This window comes from Brevibacillus borstelensis (assembly GCF_036700025.1).
Classification (GTDB): Bacteria; Bacillota; Bacilli; order Brevibacillales; family Brevibacillaceae; genus Brevibacillus; species Brevibacillus borstelensis.
This window is the reverse complement of the sequence record NZ_CP144922.1, coordinates 4,646,698-4,667,500: the sequence shown is the minus strand read 5'-3', so window position 1 is coordinate 4,667,500 and position 20,803 is coordinate 4,646,698. Positions and strand designations below refer to the sequence as shown.

Below are 20,803 nucleotides of genomic sequence, written 5' to 3'. Positions count from 1 at the left end.
GAGGTTTGGCACCTCGATGTCGGCTCATCGCATCCTGGGGCTGAAGTAGGTCCCAAGGGTTGGGCTGTTCGCCCATTAAAGCGGTACGCGAGCTGGGTTCAGAACGTCGTGAGACAGTTCGGTCCCTATCTGTCGCGGGCGCAGGAAGTTTGAGGAGAGCTGTCCTTAGTACGAGAGGACCGGGATGGACGCACCGCTGGTGCACCAGTTGTCACGCCAGTGGCACAGCTGGGTAGCTATGTGCGGAAGGGATAAGCGCTGAAAGCATCTAAGCGTGAAGCCCCCTCCAAGATGAGACTTCCCACAGCGTTAAGCTGGTAAGACCCCTCATAGACGATGAGGTTGATAGGTTCGGTGTGGAAGCGCGGCAACGCGTGGAGCTGACGAATACTAATCGGTCGAGGACTTATCCACACAAATCCTTTAGCACATATGCATATCCAGTTTTGAAGGCGCGAAGCTGCATGAATTGCGTTAGTGCCTTTATCATTGTTCCTCGGTAGCTCAGTTGGTAGAGCAATCGGCTGTTAACCGATCGGTCGGGGGTTCGAGTCCCTCCCGAGGAGCCATATGGATGGATGTCCGAGCGGCCGAAGGAGCACGATTGGAAATCGTGTAGACGGGGATAACTCGTCTCGTGGGTTCAAATCCCACTCCATCCGCCATCATGGCCCGTTGGTGAAGCGGTTTAACACAGCAGCCTTTCACGCTGTCATACAGGGGTTCGAATCCCCTACGGGTCACCATACAAGTGCTTCGCAAATTGTCGGGTAACATCCGGAGCTTTGCGAAGGATTCTGGAGGCTTAGCTCAGCTGGGAGAGCATCTGCCTTACAAGCAGAGGGTCGGCGGTTCGATCCCGTCAGCCTCCACCATATACTTCGTTCATAGGCATCGGCTACGGGGATCTCTCCGTACCGGTTCACCCTCATCGTCGCGGGATGGAGCAGTCTGGCAGCTCGTCGGGCTCATAACCCGAAGGTCGCAGGTTCAAATCCTGCTCCCGCAACCAAATTTTCTACTTGATCCTCGTTTGTACATACCATTGCTCAAGTAGATTGGCAGCAGTTTTTCAAGTGCAGCCAAATGTAATCTTATAATGCATGGAGCTGTGGTGAAGTTGGAGTTCACGCCGGTCTGTCACACCGGAGGTCGCGGGTTCGAGTCCCGTCAGCTCCGCCATTTTTGTTATAATGGCAAATATAATTTGGCTCGGTAGCTCAGTCGGTAGAGCAGAGGACTGAAAATCCTCGTGTCGGCGGTTCGATTCCGTCCCGAGCCACCATGTAGGGGCATAGTTTAACGGTAGAACGAAGGTCTCCAAAACCTTTGGTGTGGGTTCGATTCCTACTGCCCCTGCCAACTATGTGGCGGTCGTGGCGAAGTGGTTAACGCATCGGATTGTGGCTCCGACACTCGTGGGTTCGATTCCCATCGATCGCCCCATTTTCAATCACATATTGGGGCATAGCCAAGCGGTAAGGCAACGGACTTTGACTCCGTCATGCCTAGGTTCGAATCCTAGTGCCCCAGCCACTTTGCGGACGTAGCTCAATTGGTAGAGCGTCGCCTTGCCAAGGCGAAGGTCGCGGGTTCGAGCCCCGTCGTCCGCTCCATTGAAACCATAACAGAATTTTATTTATGAAGCATCATTTTGATGCATAATACGGAGGCATAGCCAAGTGGTAAGGCACGGGTCTGCAAAACCCTTATCCCCGGTTCAAATCCGGGTGCCTCCTCCATAGAACAGTGCCGGTATGGCGGAATTGGCAGACGCGCGCGACTCAAAATCGTGAGGGAAACCGTGGGGGTTCAAGTCCCTCTACCGGCACCATATGCTTGACCAAGGAGGAATCCATTATGGGTTCCTCTTTTTTATGTTTCATGATAACTATCACCTGATAACAAAACCTGCGGCAGAGCGGAAACCGTACACTCCGATACAAAAGTATTTTTACACACTTTACTTTGCGTAACGAAACAGCAAAGGGAACCGTCTTTAAAATGAATACGAAATAGGAAAAGAATGGGGTAACACATGGGGAAAGAAAAGAGAAGCGCGTTACGTTTCAAGAACCTGCTCATGGTTGGTTTGTCTCTCGCAGCAGTGGGATGTTCCACTGGGCCACAGGCAGCATTGCATACGGAAAAGCCTGGCGAGATTACCGCAGCTGCAGCAGCTATTTTGAATGATTCACCTGTTCAAAAGGAGGACGCAGCTGAAAAACTGCCCGCTTCGTTTATGATTGAAGCAGGCCAAGTATCGTTTCAAGGCAAAACTGGAGAGACGATCACATCGCTTCCGCTAAAAGTGATTAAGGCTGAATTTTACATCGATGGGGACCAGCCGCAGACTGTTGGGCCCAAAAAGCCATACCCGGTGATTCCATTATCGATTCCGCAATCAAGCAAGGATGAGCTTGGTGCGTATTGGATGGATGTGTTGGGGGGAGGAAGCGTATTTTTTATCGGACCGCGGGATTGGACCTTAGGGCAAGCTGGTATTGGCGCAAATGGATCGATTGGCATCGAACTGGTTAATCCGCATGATCCGAACCAGAAGCTCAACTACTCCGACAACGCCGGAGGATGCCAAGGATGCGCGATTACCTCGATTGGAACATACTTCCCGGACAAGGAGAAGTGGGCAGAGGAACAAGGATTTCCGATCTCTGCGAAAGTTGCATTTAAAGAAAGGACGCTGGTCTCCCCAACAACCGTACAATATCTCCTCGCCGATTCTCCAGACGGTTATCACATCTCTGGTGTGGCGCATCACCTTTCCCAAGAAGGAAGCCAGAGGTTTTTGAAAATGGAAATTTCCTGCCAAGCGGAACAAGCAAAAACGGCAAAAGATATTCTCGATTTATTTGTGACTACAGGTGCTTCAGCCGCTTCCTTGTTAGAATAAAGCCAAGCAAATGAGCATAATCGCCTTCCTGCAAAATGTGGTCGGGAGCAGATTCACAGATACACATTTCGTCCTCTTATGTTAAAATAACTAGGTCACGAAAAGGATTCCCTGACGCTCTTCAGTGAATGCTATCCTTATTGAAGGCATAGACAAAACGCACGCTTACCATGGCGTGCTTTCTCTTTTCTTTTGAAGGATCGTCGACGCCGTAAGAGTAGGATTCTGCGATGTGATTCAGCAGATGGGAATCGAGAGTAGAGGTGTGAGAAGTGGGATATGGGTTACATGAGAAGCCGCCATTTGGAACGACCATTCTGTCAGCTTTGCAATGGATGATCGTCACTGTCTCCAGCAGTGTCGCCGTACCGTTGGCGATTGGAGACATTTACGGACTTACCCCTGATGAGGTCGGCCTCCTGATGCAGCAGACCATGTTTTTCGTCGGACTGGCGTCCTTCCTGCAAGTATGGATCGGCCATCGATATCCGATGATCGAAGGGCCGGCAGGGCTATGGTGGGGAATCTTTATCATTTTGGCGCAAATCGGAACCAGTGTGGGTATCGCTCCGCGGGAAATCGGGCAGTCGTTCCAGCTTGGGCTGCTGTTGGCCGGTGCGATGTTCTTTTTGTTTGGCCTGCTCGGGTGGATCGGAAAAATCCAACGCTGGTTTACTCCTCTTGTTTCAGGCACATACATGGTGCTTCTGGCAGTGTCCTTATGCAGCAGCATCGTATCGGGCATGCTGGGTATTGGCTATCAGCACGCGAAAGAAGTAAGTCCCGGGATCGCCCTGGTTTCCGTATTAATCGTTGCTCTGGTCCTGATATTTTTGCGAACGAAGCGGTTTGCCAGCTTTGCCGTGCTGCTCGGGATGGCGGCCGGCTGGATCTTGTTTGCTGTGCTAGGCTGGACGGAACCGGTACGCCATACGGATCAATGGATCGTGATGCCAACCCTGTTTTTCTGGGGTGAACCGAGGTGGGACTGGGGCGTGGTGTTGACCAGTCTGTTGACAGGCTTCGTTCTGCTTACCAACCTGGTAACAAGCATGAATGTGATGGGCAAAGCAACCCAAACACCTCCGACAGTGAGCCAGTACAACCGTGGCGGGGTATTTACGGGCGTTTCCCACATGTTGTCCGGGGTATCCGGTGTTGTCGGAATGATTCCGCTTTCGATCGCCGCAGCAGTGATCGAAACGACCAAAATGGCAGCTCGTCTCCCGTTTTTGGTAGCGATGGCAGGGATGATGCTGATCGGCCTTTTGCCGGCCGTATCTCAGTTCCTGGCTGCATTGCCTACGCCTGTCGCATATGCTGGCATGTTTATTACCTACACGCAGCTCCTTGGCTTCGGCTTGAAGGACATCGCCTCCGTCAAGCTGGACACTCGGGCAATTACCGTGGCAGGCAGTTCAATCCTCGTCGGGATCGGCGTTATGTTCGTTCCGACGACAGCTTGGCAGCATCTTCCTTCCCTGGCCAGCTTCCTGTTTGGAAACGGATTACTGCTTGGCGTGTTGGTCAGCCTGGTTCTGGAGCATGTCGTGTTTCGGCAAAAACCAGAAGAAATAGCGGAAAAAGACGGCCAGTCCGAGTGACGAGCCGTCTTTTTCCTGAGAGTTGCGGGGAACATATCGTGGGATGTTGCTTCAGATCAGCCGGTGACGATGTACGAGGATGAAACGAGGCCTCCGTTGATTTCCGTGAACATTCTGGCTGTCGTCCCCATGATTTCCTCGCGCTCGGGAAGTGTAAGCTGTTCATGGAAAAAGATGACCTGCATCAGCTGCTTGCTTTCTTCGGAAACCGGGGTGCGCTTTGAGTCAACGATCGGACTGCCGAATGCCCCCAGCTCGTCGGCCAGAACCAATTTGCCTTCCATATGTACTTCTCTGCCGTTTAAGCCCTGGTAAACATCCGTGGCCTGTCCCAAGCGGCAGACGACGTCTCCCTGTATCTGTGCTTCATCATATATACCGTAAGGCAGGGCTTGCAGAATGGAGAAAAAATTGTTTACGTCGACAGCGCTGTTGATCCAAAAGAAGGCATTCCCTTGGAGGAGTCTGCGCAGCAGCGCTTCCGAGGAGGGGCGATAGCGGCCCGGATCTATGCCGAGGCGTTTAAATACCGAGCGCCAGTGCTGAACCCCTGCGATTTCCGTAATTTGCGAAAGCTCGTGCTCCAGACGCAGCGACTCCACAAATAGATTAATCCGTCCCTGAAGCATTTTTGGAGAAGTGCTTACGGTAACGTCTGTATAATGAATAACTCCCAGCGAAAACGAAGGAAGAATCCCGGCTACCTCTTTGGCAAGCCGTACCTTCATGGCGATCACTCCCTGCGTACAGCATTTTTTGGTAGTATAGCAAAAAAATTTTGTGATCGCGACTATCCTTCGATACAATAAGAAGAAGACAGGAGGGATTCCCTGACGATGCGTGAAGTTACGATATATACCGACGGAGCATGTTCCGGCAATCCCGGCCCAGGAGGCTGGGGAGCCGTGTTGATGTATGGTGAACATAAAAAGGAGATGTCCGGTGCCGAGCAGGGAACGACCAACAACCGGATGGAGCTGAAGGCCGCGATCGAGGCATTGTCCGTCCTCAAGGAGCCTTGCAAGGTCACTCTATATAGCGATAGCGCTTATTTGGTAAATTGCTTTCAGCAAGGCTGGTACAAGGGATGGCTGCGAAACGGATGGAAGAACAGCAAGAACCAGCCAGTGGAAAACCAGGATTTGTGGAAGGAATTGCTGCGGCTGATGGAGATTCATACCGTTCAGTACGTCAAGGTAAAAGGGCATGCAGACAATGAATGGAACAACCGCTGCGATGAGCTGGCAACAGGAGCGATCAAGAAGCTGTGAACGAGCGCCAATACTGGGAAGACACAAAGCAGGCCATCATCCGCTATGCCAAGGAAATGGGGATAGACAAGATCGGTTTTGCCAGCGCTGACCCGTTTCTCACCTTGAAGCAGCGTCTCGTAGAGCACCGGGAAAAAGGCTATGAATCCGGCTTTGAAGAGCCGGATTTGGACAAACGAACCGAGCCTTCGCTGAGTTTGGAAGGGGCTCGTTCCATCATCTCGATTGCACTGGCTTATCCATCCAAGCTGAAGAATCCGCCCAAGTCTGAGCCGGGGGCGTATCGAGGAATTATGTGCCGAGCAGCCTGGGGGACCGACTACCACCATGTCCTCCGGGAGAAGCTGGACAAGCTTGCTGATTACATCAGACAACTGGAGCCGCATGCCCGGCTTGAGTCCATGGTCGATACCGGAGCGCTTTCGGATCGGGCGGTCGCCGAAAGAGCCGGCCTCGGCTGGGGGGGAAAAAACTGTGCGCTCATTACCCCTGAATTCGGTTCTTGGGTTTATCTAGGCGAGATGCTGACCAATCTTCCGCTGCCACCGGATACACCGGTAGAAGAAGGCTGCGGCGACTGCAATCTTTGTGTGGAGGCGTGCCCGACCGGGGCGCTTGTTCAGGGAGGACAACTGGACTCGCAGAAATGCGTAGCCTTTTTGACACAGGTAAAGGGTTTTATTCCCGATCAGTACAGAAGCAAGATCGGCAATCGATTGTATGGCTGCGATACTTGCCAGACGGTTTGTCCCAAAAACCGGGGCCTGCATTTTGAGCATCATCCCGAGTTTCAGCCTGACCCGGAGCTGGCCAAACCATTGCTGCTGCCCCTGCTGCAGATGAGCAACAAGGAATTCAAGCAAAAGTTCGGCCACTCCTCCTCTTCATGGCGAGGGAAAAAGCCTATTCAGCGAAATGCGATTCTCGCCTTGGCTCACTTTCGGGATCAATCCGCTGTACCGGATCTGATCCGATTGATGCAAAGCGATCCGCGGGAAGTGATCAGAGGTACAGCGGCATGGGCTTTGGGGAAAATTGGCGGTGAAGCAGCAGCAGAGGCTCTTTACAAGGCAGCAGAACAGGAACAATCGGAAGAAGTTATGGCCGAGATTCGGAAAGGAATCTCGATGCTGCAGCAGCCCCCTTCTTTGCGGAAAGGGACTGTTTCCCGGGAAAAAACAGAAGAGATCAGTTAGCACACGTTTAGAGGAGAAGAAAAAACGGCAAGGGAGGAATGATAAAGTGGGACAAACGATAGGTTACACTACCATGGACTCACCGATCGGACCGTTGTTATTAGCTTCTACAAAGGAAGGGCTGTGCTATATTGAATTTGGAGACGAGGAATCCGCGCTTCCTCTGCTGCAGCGGTGGGCTCGCAAAACCTTTCTCGGCGCAAATCTGGAGAAAGATGCTACGTTGAATCAGGCTGTGCAAACTGAGCTGGAAGAGTATTTTGCCGGAAAGCGGACGCGGTTTGACGTTCCGATTCTACTGTTCGGGACCCCATTTCAAAAAGCTGTGTGGAATGAGCTTACCTGGATCGGGTATGGGGAAACAAGATCGTACAAGGAGATCGCTTTGGCCATCGGGCAGGCAAAAGCGGTCCGGGCGATTGGCGGGGCGAATAACCGCAACCCGATTCCGATCATCGTTCCTTGCCATCGGGTAATCGGTTCAAATGGAGCGCTTGTCGGTTACGGAGGCGGCTTATCCATTAAAGAGCAACTATTAGCTTTGGAAGGAGCAGGAAACCCCGCTCCTTCCATCGAATCAGCAAAAGCTATCCGCTAGTCCGGATAGCTTTTTTATTGGTTTTGCGAGCATCTGGAACATCGAGAATAGAAAGATCCAAGTGTGACTCGGCTTTCCGGCTGTTCCAAAAACAGCCGCGGAGGAGGGCTCCTGCTGGTATCTTTTTCTTCTGAATCAATGTGTCGGATCATATTTTATCAGCATGGAAGGCATGCATGAAATAAAAGGTATGTGGCAGGACGTACAGGTTTGTGACAAGACGCATTGGAGCCTGAGCCTGAAGAGACAACAGACGCCTGACGAGAGATACAGGCTACCTGACAGGACACACAGTAGCTTTACAGGCAGACAGTAGCTTTACAGGCAGACAGTAGCTTTACAGAACACACAGGAGCCCGGCAGGACACAAGGAGCCCGGAGGGACACAAGGAGCCCGCCAGGAGACACAGGAGCCCGCCAGGAGACACAGGAGCCCGGCAGGAGACACAGGAGCCTGACAGGACGCACAGGAGCCCGGCAGGACAGACTAGAAAGAGGGGAGGAAGTGCATTGGTGAACCGGCAGGATTCAGCGGCGGCTGTGAATCAAGAAGAATGGCAGCAGTTTCTAAAGGACTATCTGGATGACGTTCACCGCTACGGAGTTGATCAGGGTTACGAACGCATCTGGCCGTTTTGGAAAGAAGGGAAAATACGGGAATCGCTCTTTTGGAGACAGTGGCAGCGCTGGGAAGATCAGCTTCAGGAGAGAGGGGCGGTTACTACCGCTGTTCACGGGCGTGCCATCCCCCTCTTCTGGATGGAAAAGGGCAGAGAAATTCAGCTTTGCATGAGCTGGAACGTCCAGCGATGGTATACATTAAAGGGAGAGAGCAGAGTAGAGGAAGCAGAGAGAATTTTGCGTGTCATCCTGAACCGCGCAGACGGAGGATGGCATGTCGATCATATCGAAGAAATCAAAGGTGACGGAGCCTTGTCTGACGAAACGAAAGAAACGCTGTCAACTCTAGAAGAACCCGAGGATAATCTCCTCCCTACTCTTTTCGTGCACGGAGCAGGAGGATACAATTCGGGTCAGGCTATCGCGTATGCGGAGAGATACTGGAATACAGCCAATCCTGCCTATCCGCTCTTTACTGATAACTGTACGAACTTTATCTCGCAATGCTTGCATGCAGGCGGGATTCCGATGCTTTTTTCCCGGGAACAGGGGAAGGGCTGGTGGATGCGGGGCAGCGGAAAAGGTGCCAACTGGAGCTACAGCTGGACGGTGGCACATAGTTTATATTTGCTCTTAAAGTCTGGCCGGCCGCCGATGCGGGCAGTGGCAGTGCCCTCTGTCGAGCAGTTGGAGCCGGGAGATATCATCTGCTATGATTTTAACGGCGACGGACGATTCCAGCACAATACCATCGTCGTGGCAAAAGACGCGAACAACATGCCTCTGGTCAATGCAAATACAACCAACAGCCGCCTGCGTTACTGGGACTACCGCGATTCGACGGCCTATACCCCGCAAATCCGGTACGCTTTTTTTCGCATCCGTGGAACGTGATCGGATGCGGAGTCTGTTGGCTATCCATAAACAAGACAGGGCCTCTCTGTGCGAGAGGCCTTATTCATTTTGTCCGGCGCAAGAAGACGGTTTTTACAAAGGCAATGAGACGAATGGCGACGACAATTCCGGCTATCCACAAAAAATCGCCCGGAGTATGCGGTTCGCCTTTTATCGAATTCACATAGATGAGGGCGTGAAACACGACCAGGACAAATAACAGGAAATTGCTCATGTGGATGCGTTTCCAGCTGGAGCCGCCAAGCAGCTTCTCTGCATAGCGGGAAGACGTAATCCAGAGACAGAACAGGAGGATAAAAGCAATCAGACCCATGTAGTTGGCTATGCCGGTAAAAGTAAAATTGGGAGACAGTCCGCCGCCGTAGACACTGGCGTCCAGGAAGAAAAGACCGAGCCACCCTTTTGCGGTTATATCGCTTTGCAAAAAATGCAGCTGAGGCCCTTTTTCGAAAATAAACAGGACGAGTGCGACGTGGACCAGTGCACACACGCCGCCGATAATGCCCAAGTCTCTTCGGAGCAACAAAAGCTGGGGGGCAAAGCGCGCAAGCCACTGTTTGATTGGACCGAGCAGCAAAGTGAGGCTGATCAGCAGGAATGCCAAATATCCGGAAATCATACTCAGGGCTTCAGGCGTGCGGAAAAAAGAAAATTGCGGCCACTTGATCCAAAATACAGCAAGGAGAAAAAGCAGACTGACGATAAAGGCAAGGAAACGAAACAAACGCATTTGCAAGGCCACTCCCTTTCGGTGCGATACCCGTTTTCTTTTTGATGCAGGACACCTCTGATTTGTTACAGGAAGTGGCGTCTTCAAAAGAAATGTTCGTTACACGCTTGTTGGAAAGTGAAGGTTATTGCGATTGCAAGAGTGGGCGGATTTCCTCCTTCAGAATCGGCTGGATAGGAATGATCCGATAAGAAGATGATCTCCTAAGAGGATGAGATGAATAGCGGATTTTATGAAAAAGGGATGATAAGAAAAACTGGTTTTATGAAAAAGGCGATACGATAAAAAACGGATGAAGCGAATCAGTGTTAAACGCGGAGCCTGTTACAAAGCCATTCCAACGGGGCAAGCGGGTGGCCTTCCCTATGTCTGTTTATGTATAATAGAGGATGTTTGAAAGTCCGGTAACCAAGGAGATTTTTGATTATGCCGTTACACATCGTCCTTCATGAGCCGCTCATCCCTGCCAACACGGGAAATATTGCCCGTTCCTGTGCTGCTACGGGTGCGCATTTGCACTTGATTCATCCGCTCGGCTTTTCCACAGACGACCGCTATTTAAAGCGGGCAGGTCTTGATTACTGGTACGCGGTACAGGTGCATCACTACGATGATTTCGACCATTTCGTCCGCGAGCAGGGGGAAAACGCCGGTACGTTTTACTTCGTGGAAACGTGGGGAGAAAAGCTTTACACGGAGGTTTCCTTCCGTGATGGCGATTATATCATTTTGGGCAAGGAAACAACCGGTCTTCCGGAGGAGTTGACAGACCGATACCGGGAACAGACGATTCGCATTCCGATGAGCGGCGCCACCCGATCCGTCAATTTGTCCAATTGCGCTGCCATTGTCCTGTTTGAAGGGCTCAGACAGCTGGGCTTCCCCGGACTCAAATAACGAGCATGACCCGTAGCCTGACAATCATCCAAACAAGGGAGAGAACGTACATGAACACGACAACGATCCTATTTGACCTCGATGGAACACTGCTGGAAATGAGGACGGACCCGTTCGTAAAAGGATACCTGAAGGAACTGGGGCAGTATATGGGGGATAACTACGATAGTCAGGCGCTGCTCGGGATCATTTGGGAAGCGACCAAAACGATGATCATGAACCAGGACCCCGAAAAAACGAATGAGCAAGTCTTCATCGAATACTTTGCAGAGCACAGCCCTTGGTCAAAGGAAGAGCTGTGGCCGCTGTTCGACAAGTTTTATCAAGAAGTGTTCCCATCGCTCTCCCATCTGACGCATCCGTCCCCTTGGGCGAAAAAAATTATTGAAGCGGCAAAAGAGCAAGGGTATCGTGTAGCTGTCGCCACGAATCCGGTTTTTCCGCGTGATGCCATTCATAGCCGGTTGGCCTGGATTGAACTGTCTCCGGACGATTTTGAGCTGGTCACAGTCTACGAGGAGTCCCATTTTACCAAGCCGAATCCGGGCTACTTCCAGGAGATCTGCAGCAAGCTGGGAGTCAAGCCTGAGGAATGCGTCATGGTCGGCAACCACATGCAGGAAGATATGGTCGCCAGCAAAGTGGGGATGAAGACGTTCCTCGTGACAAATTGGCTGGAGGATCGCGGAGAGCCGCAATATCCAGTCGATCAACAGGGAACGCTCGAGGAGCTTTATACGGCGATCACGGAGCGGACAGGCCTGTTTGCCAAGTAATGCTGAAGGCAGCGATTTATACTGAAAGATTGAGCAGGTACCAGGTGCCTGCTCTTTTTGTGGTGGTTGGACCACCGCCATACTGCGCCGCAATTTAACTCAGAATTGGAGCACGTTCAGATTGCGCCGGCGACGTAGGTCGGAAGGGACGCATGTTCAGATCGCATGGCGAGAAAATCCGAGAGACACACGTACGGTTTTCACCCAGCGACGTACGCCGTAGGAGAAGCGCATGCTCAGATTGCGTATATTGCTGCTGCAGCAGACAAGCCACAATCTTTCATTGTTATCCCATCATTTTCACATAGTTCTTGGCTACTCTATTCCTGCACCAGGAAATCTGGAGATGGCAAGAGTGAAGGAGAGGGTTTTGATGAAAAAATGTGTGTCTTCCATTTTGTCATTGAGCCTGCTTTTGGGAGGCGTATCCGTTGTCAACGCAGCGGAAGTGCCATCCGTGGACAAGGCAGCTCATGCAAAAGCGAGCAAACCTGCAAACACCGGGAAACAGGCAAAGGCTGAAGCGCGCCAGCAGCATCTGGACAAAATCAAAGCGCTCGCAGAAAAATGGGGCATTGATACCACGAACATGACAGTCGAGCAAATGAAAGAGGCCTACAAAGCGAAGCGTGCGGAATTGAACGCGGAGAAATTGGCCAAGCTCAAGGAAAAGGCCCAAAAGTGGGGCATACAGCTCGATGGAAAGACGGCTAAAGAAGTGAAGGCAGCCGTAAAGGCAAAACAAGCGGAAAAGCACGAGCAGCAGCTGGCCAAGCTTGTGGAAAAGGCCGGAAAAGCGGGGGTAGAAACATCTGCTGGCCAGACTCCGAAGGAAATCAAACAGATGATCCAGGCCAAAAAGGCCGAAACCAAACAGCAGCGTCAAGCCAAACAGGCAGAGCATATTGCCAAGCTGCAGGAAAAGGCGGCTCAGCTGGGGACCGATGCAACTGGAAAAACAGCAAAAGAGCTGAAGGAAGCGATCAAAGCGAAAAAGGCCGAAATGAAAGCAGCGAATAAAGCCGAAAAAAAGGCTGAGAAGCAAGCAGAGAAGCAAGCGAGCAAAGAGGCAAAGCAAAAGGCGAAGCAAGAAGCAAGGCAACAGGAAAAACAAGCACCAAAACAAGCACCAAAACAAGCAGCTCAGCAACAGAATCAGGTGTAACAACCCTCGTAGTGGGTCTTGGGGAATGGAGTCATCGTGTTTCGATGGCTCCTTTGTTTCGATCAAAAGGATAAGGGAGCGAAGGCTTCGGCGAAAAGCTTGACCTATCCAAGTTTCGCGATCAAAAAAAAAAAAACAGGATGCCTGTCAAAGGCAGCCTGTTTTTTTCCTGGGAGCGATGTGAAAAGGAAAGCCTCAATTAAGCTTGGCCTTACAGATTCCAGGTCTTGTCTTCGTTATATCCTGCCGTCAGAATGAAAAACAGAAATGCGGCAAAGACCAATCCTACGATAAACGTACCCATGTTGGACTGCTCCTTTCGTTACCAAACTACTCCCATTATAACCTAGCCTTCCCTGTTTGCAAGGGAAATACGGAGAGCGCTTTCTGTCATTCTGATGAATTTTTTGGCGCCGTTTTCCAGAGGGAACGGGCAGCGATACAGGCCCATGCCAAAACGCTTATCCGATCATCAAGTTCGCTGAAACATGTGTCGTCTTCGCGCATACAGATAGGAAAAGACAGCAAAAATGTCGTGTCTTTGGTTGAGAGCAGCTTCGATAAGAATGCGTGGCCGCTGGCGGACATATACATGAAAGTACATGGTCGTTCGCGAAGAGAGAGGGCTTAAGAGGGAGGAGAGACGAGCATGGACATTTTAAAGCGCATCGCCGAGCATCGGGCCCGAGAAGAAAAGATGATGTGGAAAGGCACATTTGCTGAATATCTGGAACTGGTTCGTAAAAATCCGCAGATTGCCCAGACTGCTCACTCACGCGTCTATAATATGATCAAGAGTGCCGGCGTAGAGGAAAACGAGGACGATAGCCGCTCCTATCGTTTTTTTAGTCGGGAGATTTTTGGTCTGGATCGCGCGATTGAACGATTGGTGGAGGAATATTTTCACTCTGCCGCCCGCCGATTGGATGTACGCAAGCGGATTTTGCTATTGATGGGCCCGGTCAGCGGCGGGAAATCGACGATTGTGACGATGCTCAAAAAGGGATTGGAGGAGTATTCCCGGACAGATGAGGGAGCCGTTTATGCACTGGACGGATGCCCGATGCAGGAAGAGCCGCTCCATCTGATTCCGCATGAATTGAGACCGGAAATTGAGGAAGAGCTGGGGATCAAGATCGAAGGGGAATTGACTCCTTATAATCGCATGCGTCTGGAAACCGAGTTCGGAGGGCGTATTGAAGACTTCCCCGTCAGGCGAATCTTTTTCTCGGAGGCGGAGCGTGTCGGGATCGGAACCTTCAGTCCATCTGACCCCAAGTCTCAGGATATTGCTGATTTGACGGGAAGCATCGATTTTTCCACCATCACGAAATACGGCTCGGAATCGGACCCCCGCGCCTACCGCTTCGATGGCGAGCTGAACAAGGCCAACCGGGGCCTTATGGAATTCCAGGAAATGCTGAAGTGCGATGAAAAATTTCTTTGGCACCTGCTCTCGCTCACACAGGAAGGCAATTTCAAGGCTGGACGCTTTGCCTTGATTTCTGCCGATGAGCTAATCGTCGCGCATACGAACGAGTCAGAGTACAAAGCTTTTATTGCCAATAAAAAGAACGAAGCGCTGCAATCCCGCATCATCGTCATGCCGATCCCCTACAATTTGCGGGTGAGCGACGAGGAAAAAATATATGCAAAGCTGATCAAGCAGTCTGATCTGGGACACGTGCATATCGCTCCGCACGCGCTGCGGTCGGCGGCAACCTTCTCCATTTTGACCCGCCTGAAGGAGTCAAAGAAACAAGGAGCCGATCTGCTGAAAAAGATGCGTCTCTACGATGGCGAGTCGGTGGAGGGCTTCAAGGGTTCCGATCTGGACGAACTGAGAAACGAGCATGCTGACGAAGGGATGTCGGGCATCGATCCCCGCTACGTGATCAACCGTATCTCCAGCGCGCTGATCCGACGGGATACGGAGTGCATCAACGCGCTCGATATTCTGCGCGCGTTGAAGGAAGGCTTTGACCAGCATCCGTCCATCACCAAGGAGCAGCGGGAGCGTTATCTCAACTTTATTTCCATGGCTCGCAAGGAATACGACGAATTGGCCAAAAAAGAGGTTCAGAAGGCGTTCGTCTACAGCTACGAGGAGTCCGCCAAAACGCTGATGGACAATTACCTCGACAATGTGGAAGCCTACGCCAACATGAATAAGCTCCGCGACCCGGTCACCGGCGAGGAGATGGACCCGGATGAGCGCTTGATGCGTTCCATTGAAGAGCAGATCGGCATCTCGGAAAATGCGAAGCGGGCATTCCGTGAAGAAATTTTGATCCGGATTTCCGCGTACGCCCGCAAAGGAAAGCGATTTGACTACAGCACGCATGACCGGCTCCGCGAAGCGATCGAGAAAAAGCTGTTTACCGATTTGAAGGACGTCGTCAAAATTACGACCTCCAACAAAACGCCGGATGAACATCAATTGAAAAAGATCAATGAAGTAACGCGAAGGTTGATCGATGAGCATCACTATTGCCCTGTTTGTGCCAACGAGCTGCTGCGATATGTAGGCAGTCTGCTGAATAGGTAAAAGGGGGCACCCAAAGGGCACTTTTGGATCTGGCTTGACGATGAAGTAATTCGGCGCAGCTGCGCCAGTAGGAGGCACCCAAAGGGCACTTTGGATCTGGCTTGACGAAGGAGTAATTCGGCGCAGCTGCGCCAGTAGGAGGCACCCAAAGGGCACTTTGGATCTGGCTTGACGATGAAGTAATTCGGCGCAGCTGCGCCAGTAGGAGGGGACCCTATGGAGGATTCGGTACCGTTTGTCGTCTCCAGGGAAGACTGGTCGCTGCACCGCAAAGGGTACCAGGACCAAACCCGCCACCAGGAAAAGGTGAAGGAAGCGATCAAGAAGAACTTGCCTGACCTGGTCAGCGAAGAAAATATCATCATGTCAAACGGGCGTGACGTGATTAAAATTCCGATTCGCTCTCTGGATGAATACCGGCTGCGGTACAACTTCCAAAAAGGAAAGCATGCCGGGCAAGGAAAAGGGGACACCAAAGTAGGGGATGTCATTGCCAAGGACGGCGATCCCGCCCAAGGGGCCGGGAAGGGCCAGGGCGCCGGCGACCAGCCGGGCGTCGACTATTTCGAAGCGGAAATCACCGTGGAAGAGCTTGAGGAAATGCTCTTTTCGGAGCTGGAGCTGCCGAATCTCCAGCGCAAGGACGAAGACCAGATCGTGATCGAAGAGACGCGGTTTAACGACGTTCGCAAAAAAGGCTTGATGGGCAATATTGACAAAAAGCGGACATTGATCGCGGCGATTCGTCGCAATGCGCTGGCCGGGTACAGCGACATGGAGCTGGGGATCAGCGACGACGACCTGCGATTCAAAACGTGGGAGGAGATCATCAAGCCGCACTCCAATGCTGTGATCATTGCGATGATGGATACGTCGGGAAGTATGGGGGTTTTTGAAAAGTACATCGCCCGCAGCTTCTTTTTCTGGATGGTTCGCTTTCTGCGGACCAAGTACGAGAAGGTGGACATTGCTTTTATCGCCCATCATACAGATGCCAAGGAAGTGCCGGAAGAAGTGTTTTTCTCCAAGGGCGAAAGCGGGGGAACGATTTGTTCGTCGGCCTACAGAAAGGCGCTGGAAATCATCGACAGCCGCTACCCGCCCTCACAGTACAACATATATCCGTTTCACTTTTCCGACGGCGACAACCTGACTTCAGACAATGAACGCTGCGTCAAGCTGGTCAAGGAATTGATGGAGCGGTGCAATATGTTCGGGTATGGGGAGGTCAACCAATACAACAGGCACTCCACTTTGATGTCCGCTTATCGGCACATCAAGGACCCGAAGTTCATGCATTGCGTGATCAGGGAAAAAGGCGAGGTATACAAAGCGCTGCGGACGTTTTTTGGGAAGAAGGAAGAGATTGTGAGGTAGCGGGAGAAGTAATACGTCAAGGTATCCAAAGTAAATGCATCTCTGCAAGAGGTAATAAAAACGCCTTTTCTCAAATGGGGGGAGGCGTTTTTTCATGGGGAGCTGCTGTTTCGGCTCCCTTTTTCCCTGAACGGGTAGGCAGTCAACCTTCGATAGCAGACGCGGATTCCATGCTGTTGTATGCTTTGTTTTGCCCGTTGTACATGTCTTCTGATCCGTTGATAGAACGCTGTGTGCGATGAAAGTCGCCCGCACGGTGTAGGTTGTCATTACAGGTGGAAAGAACGAAGGTGAATCAAATGTGATTACTCACACTGTCATGTAATCCATCAACGGCCCTCGGGAAGTCCCGGCGGCATTTATTAACGCCAGGACGATGAGCCGGCCTCGAACCTGATCGGGGACGACGTTAAGCGATGACTGGACAAAAAAGAGCGGCAGCTAGGAGTAAGAATGACGTCCTAGAATGCCGTTTGTCCCGTTAAACGGTCGTTCTCGTCTGCATGAATGATGTATTTCTTGAGTGAATTATTCAATGTATTCGGCGAGGTTCTCCAGGCTAGACCTTAAACCAACGTCGTGATCTTCCTTTCGAATACCTTCAGGTACGTTCTCACATTGAATGGTAACAGCAGTGCCTTCTGGAACGGCTGCTAAAGTCCATGTCATGATCATCTCCCCTGAAAATTGGGGGTCGTCGGACTGAAAAATTACTGCTTGTACAATTCGCTCATCTGGGGTAAGCTCTAAAAATTTACCATTGACGACATCGGCATGTTCCGAGGTTTTACCACGGGTTGAATGGTCTTTATCGAGATAGGTTAGAGACATTTGATAAGATCCACCGACACGAGCCTCAAACTTTAAGATTTGGCCACTCATCCCCTTTGGGGGCAGCCACGAAATCAGAGCCACCGGGTCCACGAGGGCCTCATAGATTTTGCTTGGGGATGCCTTGATGATTCTCGAAGCAGTGTCGGTTCTCCTCTTGCTCGATGGGGTTGTCACTGCTTTCAACCTCCTTTTTTAGATGTCATGGTCAGTAAATTACTATGTGTAATATACTAGCACACTCATTGTGTTCTCATTTCTTTTGAATTGCTTAGTTTTCGTATGAGAGTATCGTGCCTGGCACATTTCGATTTCTTTATCCTGACCGTTCGTTTTGCAGCTTTTGATGAAATTTATCCCCAATATCTGGAAATTCCGGAGGCCGCGTCAGTGAACACGAAATATTCACATCGCTCCAAGAAGCAATAAAAACGCCTTTTCTCAATTCGAGAGAGGCGTTTTTACATGGAGAGAAATATACATCAACATCCATTCCGTTACTTGACTGTCAACCTAACATCCATCGTCTTGCTTCTATGCTGATTCCATGTTGCCAACGTTTCAAATGTGTAATCTGCTGTGCCGGGTATCTCGGCTTTCAACGTTGTGTCATTTGCCCAATCCAGCGAAATGATCGGGATTGTAAACTCCGGTGCAGTCAACATGCTGGCCAATTCGTTTTTGCTTTGAAATTCTGCCAAGGTAAATGGCTCTGTGCGAATCACCATGACACTGTTTCTGACAACCTCCGTCCCTTCATTTCTCCCCAATAGGACAGCTACATAGGTACCGTCGGGGGAAAAAATATGTCTCTGAAAAATGCTGCCGGAATGCAAGTGGATAACCTTCTGTTCATCGTTTTTAATCTGGACCAATGCGTGGTCACAAAGCTTTGCACCGCAGGAGTAGCGAATATCTGCGTAGATATCCCCGGATTTTGACGTGAATGAATGTGTCTGTACGCGTTTGAATTCAATTTCCCGCTCCGTTTGATCAACCTGATGGAGGTAGTCGTTGAGTGGGTTTTGGATGGTTGCCTGATTGAAAGGTTCACCAGCAACGGGAGCACAGCCTGAAATCAGCAGGAGAGCTAAGGACATTGTCAAACAGGATTGACGTATTTTTCTCATGAGCATAGCTCCCTTAGGTTTTTAAAACTTGTCGTTCAAGAGAGACCTATTGCTTCTTTGCTTTCCACAACTGCACCAGATTCAGACCATAATAAGAAATAAACAGGCCTAGAATAAAGAAAGCCATGACGATGCCGTAGTCATCGCCGGAAACCTCGTAACTGACAACAGTCCGTACTCCATACCTTATTGCCATGTAGGCTAAGACAAAGAGAAGCACAAACCCGTATCGCAGCCATTTGCTCTTATTTTGCATGCTCTCTTTTTTCAGCTTCATCAGATAGCGCAAGTATCCGACGATTATGCCAATAACGAATATCACGACAAACAGATAGCGCAGTGGGTGCACGTCGATAAAAGTTTTGGCAATGGTCGGTATGGCACACGCCAACAGGATCAACACGGCAATGATGTAAAAATTGATCGAGCGATTATTCAAGGGACAGAAAGCCTCCCATCAAAATTTTTTTAATCAGATGTAATAATACCATAAAATAGGAGTCATATGAACCTTGCCTGAATTTACATAAACAGTCCGAGGAACGACAGCAAGAAAAACTGGATTCTGCGCATCAGGTTGATTGCATTCTTCAGCAGAAGCGGACAGTCGCGGAGTGAATATTTTTCCCCTCCAATGGAAAATATGGCTAATAGCAAGTCAACAAAAAGTTTGGGGGGCTCTTCATGTTTAAAAAGATGAACGTTTTGGCACTGGCTTTGGTCCTGGCAGCAACTATGGGACTGACCGCTAACGCGGAAACCGGAGGCACAGGGAATGTAGGGGGAACCAATGCTCCCGGGAATATGACCGGAGCAGGTGGGCCCGGTAATGCGGGCGTCAATAATGTAAACCAGGGCACGTACAGAACAGCCGCTGCCGACAATGATACGGACTGGGGCTGGATTGGTTTGCTGGGCCTGGCTGGTCTTGCAGGCTTAATGGGCAGAAACAGAAATCGCGAACCTCAAAGATAGTAATAGGAACCTGCCTTGCAGCTATGAAAGCGCGCCTCTTAAAGCAGGCATTGGAGATCGCAAATGAAATCCAATGCTGCTTTAGGAGGTGTATTTTATTTTACGGTGCAGATTTGCTCCCGGACCGTGATCAGTTCAAACTGTGATGCCTGGCCGGAACCGGTGAGATAAAGAACAGCTTTTCCATTTTCTGGATAAATCAGGCAACGATTTTTTCAGTATTGTATTGATTTTACATTTTGATTACTATCGAACTATGAATGCAGGATGCGGATGTCTCTGCAGCTTGCTTTTAGAATAGTATAAAATCGCTTCGGTTCATGTCGAAGTGTGCATGCAATGTGAAGGAGGAGTGCAGAAGTGAATTCAAGTCCGGATATTGTCGAAGTCGCTTCGCTGATCGGAGAACCGTCCCGTGTAGCGATCCTGATCAGTCTGATCGGGGGAAAAGCATTGCCTGCCAGCGAATTGGCCCGCATAGCCCGAATTACTCCGCAGACAGCCAGCTCTCATCTTGCCAAGCTGGTAGAAGGCGGTCTTCTGAGCCAGGAGTCTTATGGGCGCCATCGTTATTACCGGCTCGCCAATCCCGAGGTGGCGCATGCACTGGAAGCGTTGCAAGCAATTGCCGTGCCGAAACCGGTACGCTCGCTGCGGGAATCGGACCAGATGAAGGCCTTGCAATACGCACGCACTTGCTACGATCACCTCGCGGGCAAGATCGGCGTGGCCTTGACGGACAGGCTTCTCGAATTGGGGTTGATCCAGGAGTCGGGAAAGGACTTTCTGTTGAGTGCAGAAGGCAAAGCAAAGCTGCAGGCCCTGGGGGTTGAGGTCGATCCTCCCCCAAAAAGCCGCCGCCATTTTGCCCGTCAATGCCTGGACTGGAGTGAACGCCGCCATCACGTAGCAGGAAGCTTGGGGGCTTCGCTGACCAAACGGCTGTTTGAGCTGGGCTGGATCGAGCGACTTCCGGATGGGCGGGCTGTTCGCGTGACGGCTGCAGGCATCAGCGGGCTGTCAGAAGAATTTGGATTGAAGCTCTAATGAAACAAGGAGAGAAGAGGCGGGTCATGCCTTGTATGCCAATTCCGGCGTTGTCAAAATGGAGCTGCTGAAGAGAGAGGTATGACGATAATAACTTTTGTCAATTCGTACACTTTTCGTAACTTACCTCCGATTTGGTTGTCAACCTGTATAGATATGGTAAGGTAAAATGAAGCATCTCAATAATTTGCTCTTGTATACCCGCCGGAGC

Annotated in this window: 18 protein-coding genes, 13 tRNA genes and 1 rRNA gene (1 of these 32 cut by a window edge); 27 read left to right on the top strand and 5 right to left on the bottom strand. The window is 50.8% G+C overall.

Annotated elements, in window-relative coordinates:
- The 16 genes from V5G20_RS22380 to V5G20_RS22305 form a co-directional block, all read left to right on the top strand.
- Positions 1 to 414: ribosomal RNA gene (locus V5G20_RS22380) — 23S ribosomal RNA — on the top strand (it extends 2,550 nt beyond the left edge of the window).
- A gap of 79 nt (positions 415 to 493) precedes the next feature.
- Positions 494 to 569, top strand: a tRNA-Asn gene (locus V5G20_RS22375).
- Between the two features lie 3 nt (positions 570 to 572).
- Positions 573 to 665: transfer RNA gene (locus tag V5G20_RS22370), tRNA-Ser, on the top strand.
- 4 nt (positions 666 to 669) lie between these two features.
- Positions 670 to 746: transfer RNA gene (locus tag V5G20_RS22365), tRNA-Glu, on the top strand.
- 53 nt (positions 747 to 799) lie between these two features.
- Positions 800 to 875 (top strand) — tRNA-Val (locus V5G20_RS22360).
- 60 nt (positions 876 to 935) lie between these two features.
- Positions 936 to 1,012: transfer RNA gene (locus tag V5G20_RS22355), tRNA-Met, on the top strand.
- Positions 1,013 to 1,105: 93 nt separating this feature from the next.
- Positions 1,106 to 1,182: transfer RNA gene (locus V5G20_RS22350), tRNA-Asp, on the top strand.
- 27 nt (positions 1,183 to 1,209) lie between these two features.
- A tRNA-Phe gene (locus tag V5G20_RS22345) sits at positions 1,210 to 1,285 on the top strand.
- A gap of 3 nt (positions 1,286 to 1,288) precedes the next feature.
- Positions 1,289 to 1,362: transfer RNA gene (locus V5G20_RS22340), tRNA-Trp, on the top strand.
- Positions 1,363 to 1,370: 8 nt separating this feature from the next.
- A tRNA-His gene (locus tag V5G20_RS22335) sits at positions 1,371 to 1,446 on the top strand.
- A 15-nt stretch (positions 1,447 to 1,461) separates the two neighbouring features.
- Positions 1,462 to 1,536: transfer RNA gene (locus tag V5G20_RS22330), tRNA-Gln, on the top strand.
- Positions 1,537 to 1,540: 4 nt separating this feature from the next.
- Positions 1,541 to 1,616: transfer RNA gene (locus V5G20_RS22325), tRNA-Gly, on the top strand.
- Between the two features lie 52 nt (positions 1,617 to 1,668).
- Positions 1,669 to 1,742, top strand: a tRNA-Cys gene (locus V5G20_RS22320).
- Between the two features lie 9 nt (positions 1,743 to 1,751).
- Positions 1,752 to 1,834: transfer RNA gene (locus V5G20_RS22315), tRNA-Leu, on the top strand.
- Between the two features lie 204 nt (positions 1,835 to 2,038).
- Positions 2,039 to 2,911: a DUF4850 domain-containing protein gene (locus tag V5G20_RS22310; protein ID WP_003392231.1), complete on the top strand. Its 873-nt coding sequence runs from the start codon at positions 2,039 to 2,041 to the stop codon at positions 2,909 to 2,911.
- A gap of 272 nt (positions 2,912 to 3,183) precedes the next feature.
- A complete protein-coding gene (locus V5G20_RS22305) occupies positions 3,184 to 4,515 on the top strand; it encodes a purine/pyrimidine permease (RefSeq protein WP_024985499.1) in 1,332 nt (443 codons plus the stop codon).
- 56 nt (positions 4,516 to 4,571) lie between these two features.
- On the opposite strand, the gene V5G20_RS22300 is transcribed toward V5G20_RS22305, so the two are convergent.
- Complete coding sequence (locus V5G20_RS22300; protein ID WP_171506521.1) at positions 4,572 to 5,243, bottom strand: B3/B4 domain-containing protein; 672 nt, start codon at positions 5,241 to 5,243, stop codon at positions 4,572 to 4,574.
- 108 nt (positions 5,244 to 5,351) lie between these two features.
- Between V5G20_RS22300 and rnhA the strand changes: the two genes are divergently transcribed.
- The 4 genes from rnhA to V5G20_RS22280 all read left to right on the top strand — a co-directional run bounded on the left by rnhA (position 5,352) and on the right by V5G20_RS22280 (position 9,095).
- Entirely contained in the window at positions 5,352 to 5,786 is a 435-nt protein-coding gene (gene rnhA / locus V5G20_RS22295) for a ribonuclease HI (RefSeq protein WP_003392226.1), read from the top strand.
- Complete coding sequence (gene queG / locus V5G20_RS22290) at positions 5,783 to 6,982, top strand: tRNA epoxyqueuosine(34) reductase QueG (protein ID WP_338462270.1); 1,200 nt, start codon at positions 5,783 to 5,785, stop codon at positions 6,980 to 6,982. Before rnhA ends, queG begins: the two co-directional genes overlap by 4 nt.
- 46 nt (positions 6,983 to 7,028) lie before the next feature.
- Positions 7,029 to 7,580, top strand: coding sequence for a methylated-DNA--[protein]-cysteine S-methyltransferase (locus V5G20_RS22285; protein ID WP_338462268.1), 552 nt, complete (start codon positions 7,029 to 7,031; stop codon positions 7,578 to 7,580).
- 513 nt (positions 7,581 to 8,093) lie between these two features.
- Positions 8,094 to 9,095: an amidase domain-containing protein gene (locus tag V5G20_RS22280; protein ID WP_338462266.1), complete on the top strand. Its 1,002-nt coding sequence runs from the start codon at positions 8,094 to 8,096 to the stop codon at positions 9,093 to 9,095.
- Between the two features lie 64 nt (positions 9,096 to 9,159).
- On the opposite strand, the gene V5G20_RS22275 is transcribed toward V5G20_RS22280, so the two are convergent.
- The gene (locus V5G20_RS22275; RefSeq protein WP_003392219.1) at positions 9,160 to 9,846 is read right to left on the bottom strand and encodes a ferric reductase-like transmembrane domain-containing protein; all 687 of its coding nucleotides are present in this window, start codon (positions 9,844 to 9,846) and stop codon (positions 9,160 to 9,162) included.
- Between the two features lie 426 nt (positions 9,847 to 10,272).
- Between V5G20_RS22275 and trmL the strand changes: the two genes are divergently transcribed.
- The 5 genes from trmL to yhbH all read left to right on the top strand — a co-directional run bounded on the left by trmL (position 10,273) and on the right by yhbH (position 16,609).
- Positions 10,273 to 10,743 carry a tRNA (uridine(34)/cytosine(34)/5-carboxymethylaminomethyluridine(34)-2'-O)-methyltransferase TrmL gene (trmL, locus tag V5G20_RS22270; protein WP_172920647.1) on the top strand — a complete coding sequence of 157 codons (471 nt, stop codon included), beginning with the start codon at positions 10,273 to 10,275 and terminating at the stop codon, positions 10,741 to 10,743.
- A gap of 50 nt (positions 10,744 to 10,793) precedes the next feature.
- Positions 10,794 to 11,519, top strand: coding sequence for an HAD family hydrolase (locus V5G20_RS22265; RefSeq protein WP_003392214.1), 726 nt, complete (start codon positions 10,794 to 10,796; stop codon positions 11,517 to 11,519).
- A 373-nt stretch (positions 11,520 to 11,892) separates the two neighbouring features.
- Positions 11,893 to 12,684 carry a hypothetical protein gene (locus tag V5G20_RS22260; RefSeq protein WP_003392212.1) on the top strand — a complete coding sequence of 264 codons (792 nt, stop codon included), beginning with the start codon at positions 11,893 to 11,895 and terminating at the stop codon, positions 12,682 to 12,684.
- Positions 12,685 to 13,333: 649 nt separating this feature from the next.
- Positions 13,334 to 15,232, top strand: a complete 1,899-nt coding sequence (locus V5G20_RS22255; protein ID WP_003392210.1) for a PrkA family serine protein kinase — start codon at positions 13,334 to 13,336, stop codon at positions 15,230 to 15,232.
- A gap of 216 nt (positions 15,233 to 15,448) precedes the next feature.
- The gene (gene yhbH / locus V5G20_RS22250) at positions 15,449 to 16,609 is read left to right on the top strand and encodes a sporulation protein YhbH (protein ID WP_003392207.1); all 1,161 of its coding nucleotides are present in this window, start codon (positions 15,449 to 15,451) and stop codon (positions 16,607 to 16,609) included.
- A gap of 528 nt (positions 16,610 to 17,137) precedes the next feature.
- On the opposite strand, the gene V5G20_RS22245 is transcribed toward yhbH, so the two are convergent.
- The 3 genes from V5G20_RS22245 to V5G20_RS22235 all read right to left on the bottom strand — a co-directional run bounded on the left by V5G20_RS22245 (position 17,138) and on the right by V5G20_RS22235 (position 19,009).
- Positions 17,138 to 17,617, bottom strand: coding sequence for an SRPBCC family protein (locus V5G20_RS22245; protein WP_024985504.1), 480 nt, complete (start codon positions 17,615 to 17,617; stop codon positions 17,138 to 17,140).
- Between the two features lie 320 nt (positions 17,618 to 17,937).
- Positions 17,938 to 18,570 carry a hypothetical protein gene (locus tag V5G20_RS22240; RefSeq protein WP_338462261.1) on the bottom strand — a complete coding sequence of 211 codons (633 nt, stop codon included), beginning with the start codon at positions 18,568 to 18,570 and terminating at the stop codon, positions 17,938 to 17,940.
- A gap of 46 nt (positions 18,571 to 18,616) precedes the next feature.
- Positions 18,617 to 19,009, bottom strand: a complete 393-nt coding sequence (locus V5G20_RS22235) for a hypothetical protein (RefSeq protein ID WP_031933502.1) — start codon at positions 19,007 to 19,009, stop codon at positions 18,617 to 18,619.
- 245 nt (positions 19,010 to 19,254) lie between these two features.
- Here V5G20_RS22235 and V5G20_RS22230 point away from each other — a divergent pair, with 245 nt between their 5' ends.
- Both V5G20_RS22230 and V5G20_RS22225 read left to right on the top strand, forming a co-directional pair.
- A complete protein-coding gene (locus tag V5G20_RS22230; protein ID WP_003392197.1) occupies positions 19,255 to 19,545 on the top strand; it encodes a WGxxGxxG family protein in 291 nt (96 codons plus the stop codon).
- 360 nt (positions 19,546 to 19,905) lie between these two features.
- Positions 19,906 to 20,592: an ArsR/SmtB family transcription factor gene (locus tag V5G20_RS22225; protein ID WP_003392195.1), complete on the top strand. Its 687-nt coding sequence runs from the start codon at positions 19,906 to 19,908 to the stop codon at positions 20,590 to 20,592.
- Positions 20,593 to 20,803: the final 211 nt, after the last annotated feature.

Excerpts from the sequence above, each read along its gene's own strand:
- V5G20_RS22240 (WP_338462261.1), bottom strand. The coding sequence starts at position 18,570 with ATGAGAAAAATACGTCAATCCTGTTTGACAATGTCCTTAGCTCTCCTG.
- yhbH (WP_003392207.1), top strand. The coding sequence starts at position 15,449 with ATGGAGGATTCGGTACCGTTTGTCGTCTCCAGGGAAGACTGGTCGCTG.
- trmL (WP_172920647.1), top strand. The coding sequence starts at position 10,273 with ATGCCGTTACACATCGTCCTTCATGAGCCGCTCATCCCTGCCAACACG.
- V5G20_RS22260 (WP_003392212.1), top strand. The coding sequence starts at position 11,893 with ATGAAAAAATGTGTGTCTTCCATTTTGTCATTGAGCCTGCTTTTGGGA.
- V5G20_RS22300 (WP_171506521.1), bottom strand. The coding sequence starts at position 5,243 with ATGAAGGTACGGCTTGCCAAAGAGGTAGCCGGGATTCTTCCTTCGTTT.
- V5G20_RS22255 (WP_003392210.1), top strand. The coding sequence starts at position 13,334 with ATGGACATTTTAAAGCGCATCGCCGAGCATCGGGCCCGAGAAGAAAAG.
- V5G20_RS22310 (WP_003392231.1), top strand. The coding sequence starts at position 2,039 with ATGGGGAAAGAAAAGAGAAGCGCGTTACGTTTCAAGAACCTGCTCATG.
- V5G20_RS22265 (WP_003392214.1), top strand. The coding sequence starts at position 10,794 with ATGAACACGACAACGATCCTATTTGACCTCGATGGAACACTGCTGGAA.
- rnhA (WP_003392226.1), top strand. The coding sequence starts at position 5,352 with ATGCGTGAAGTTACGATATATACCGACGGAGCATGTTCCGGCAATCCC.
- V5G20_RS22230 (WP_003392197.1), top strand. The coding sequence starts at position 19,255 with ATGTTTAAAAAGATGAACGTTTTGGCACTGGCTTTGGTCCTGGCAGCA.
- V5G20_RS22275 (WP_003392219.1), bottom strand. The coding sequence starts at position 9,846 with ATGCGTTTGTTTCGTTTCCTTGCCTTTATCGTCAGTCTGCTTTTTCTC.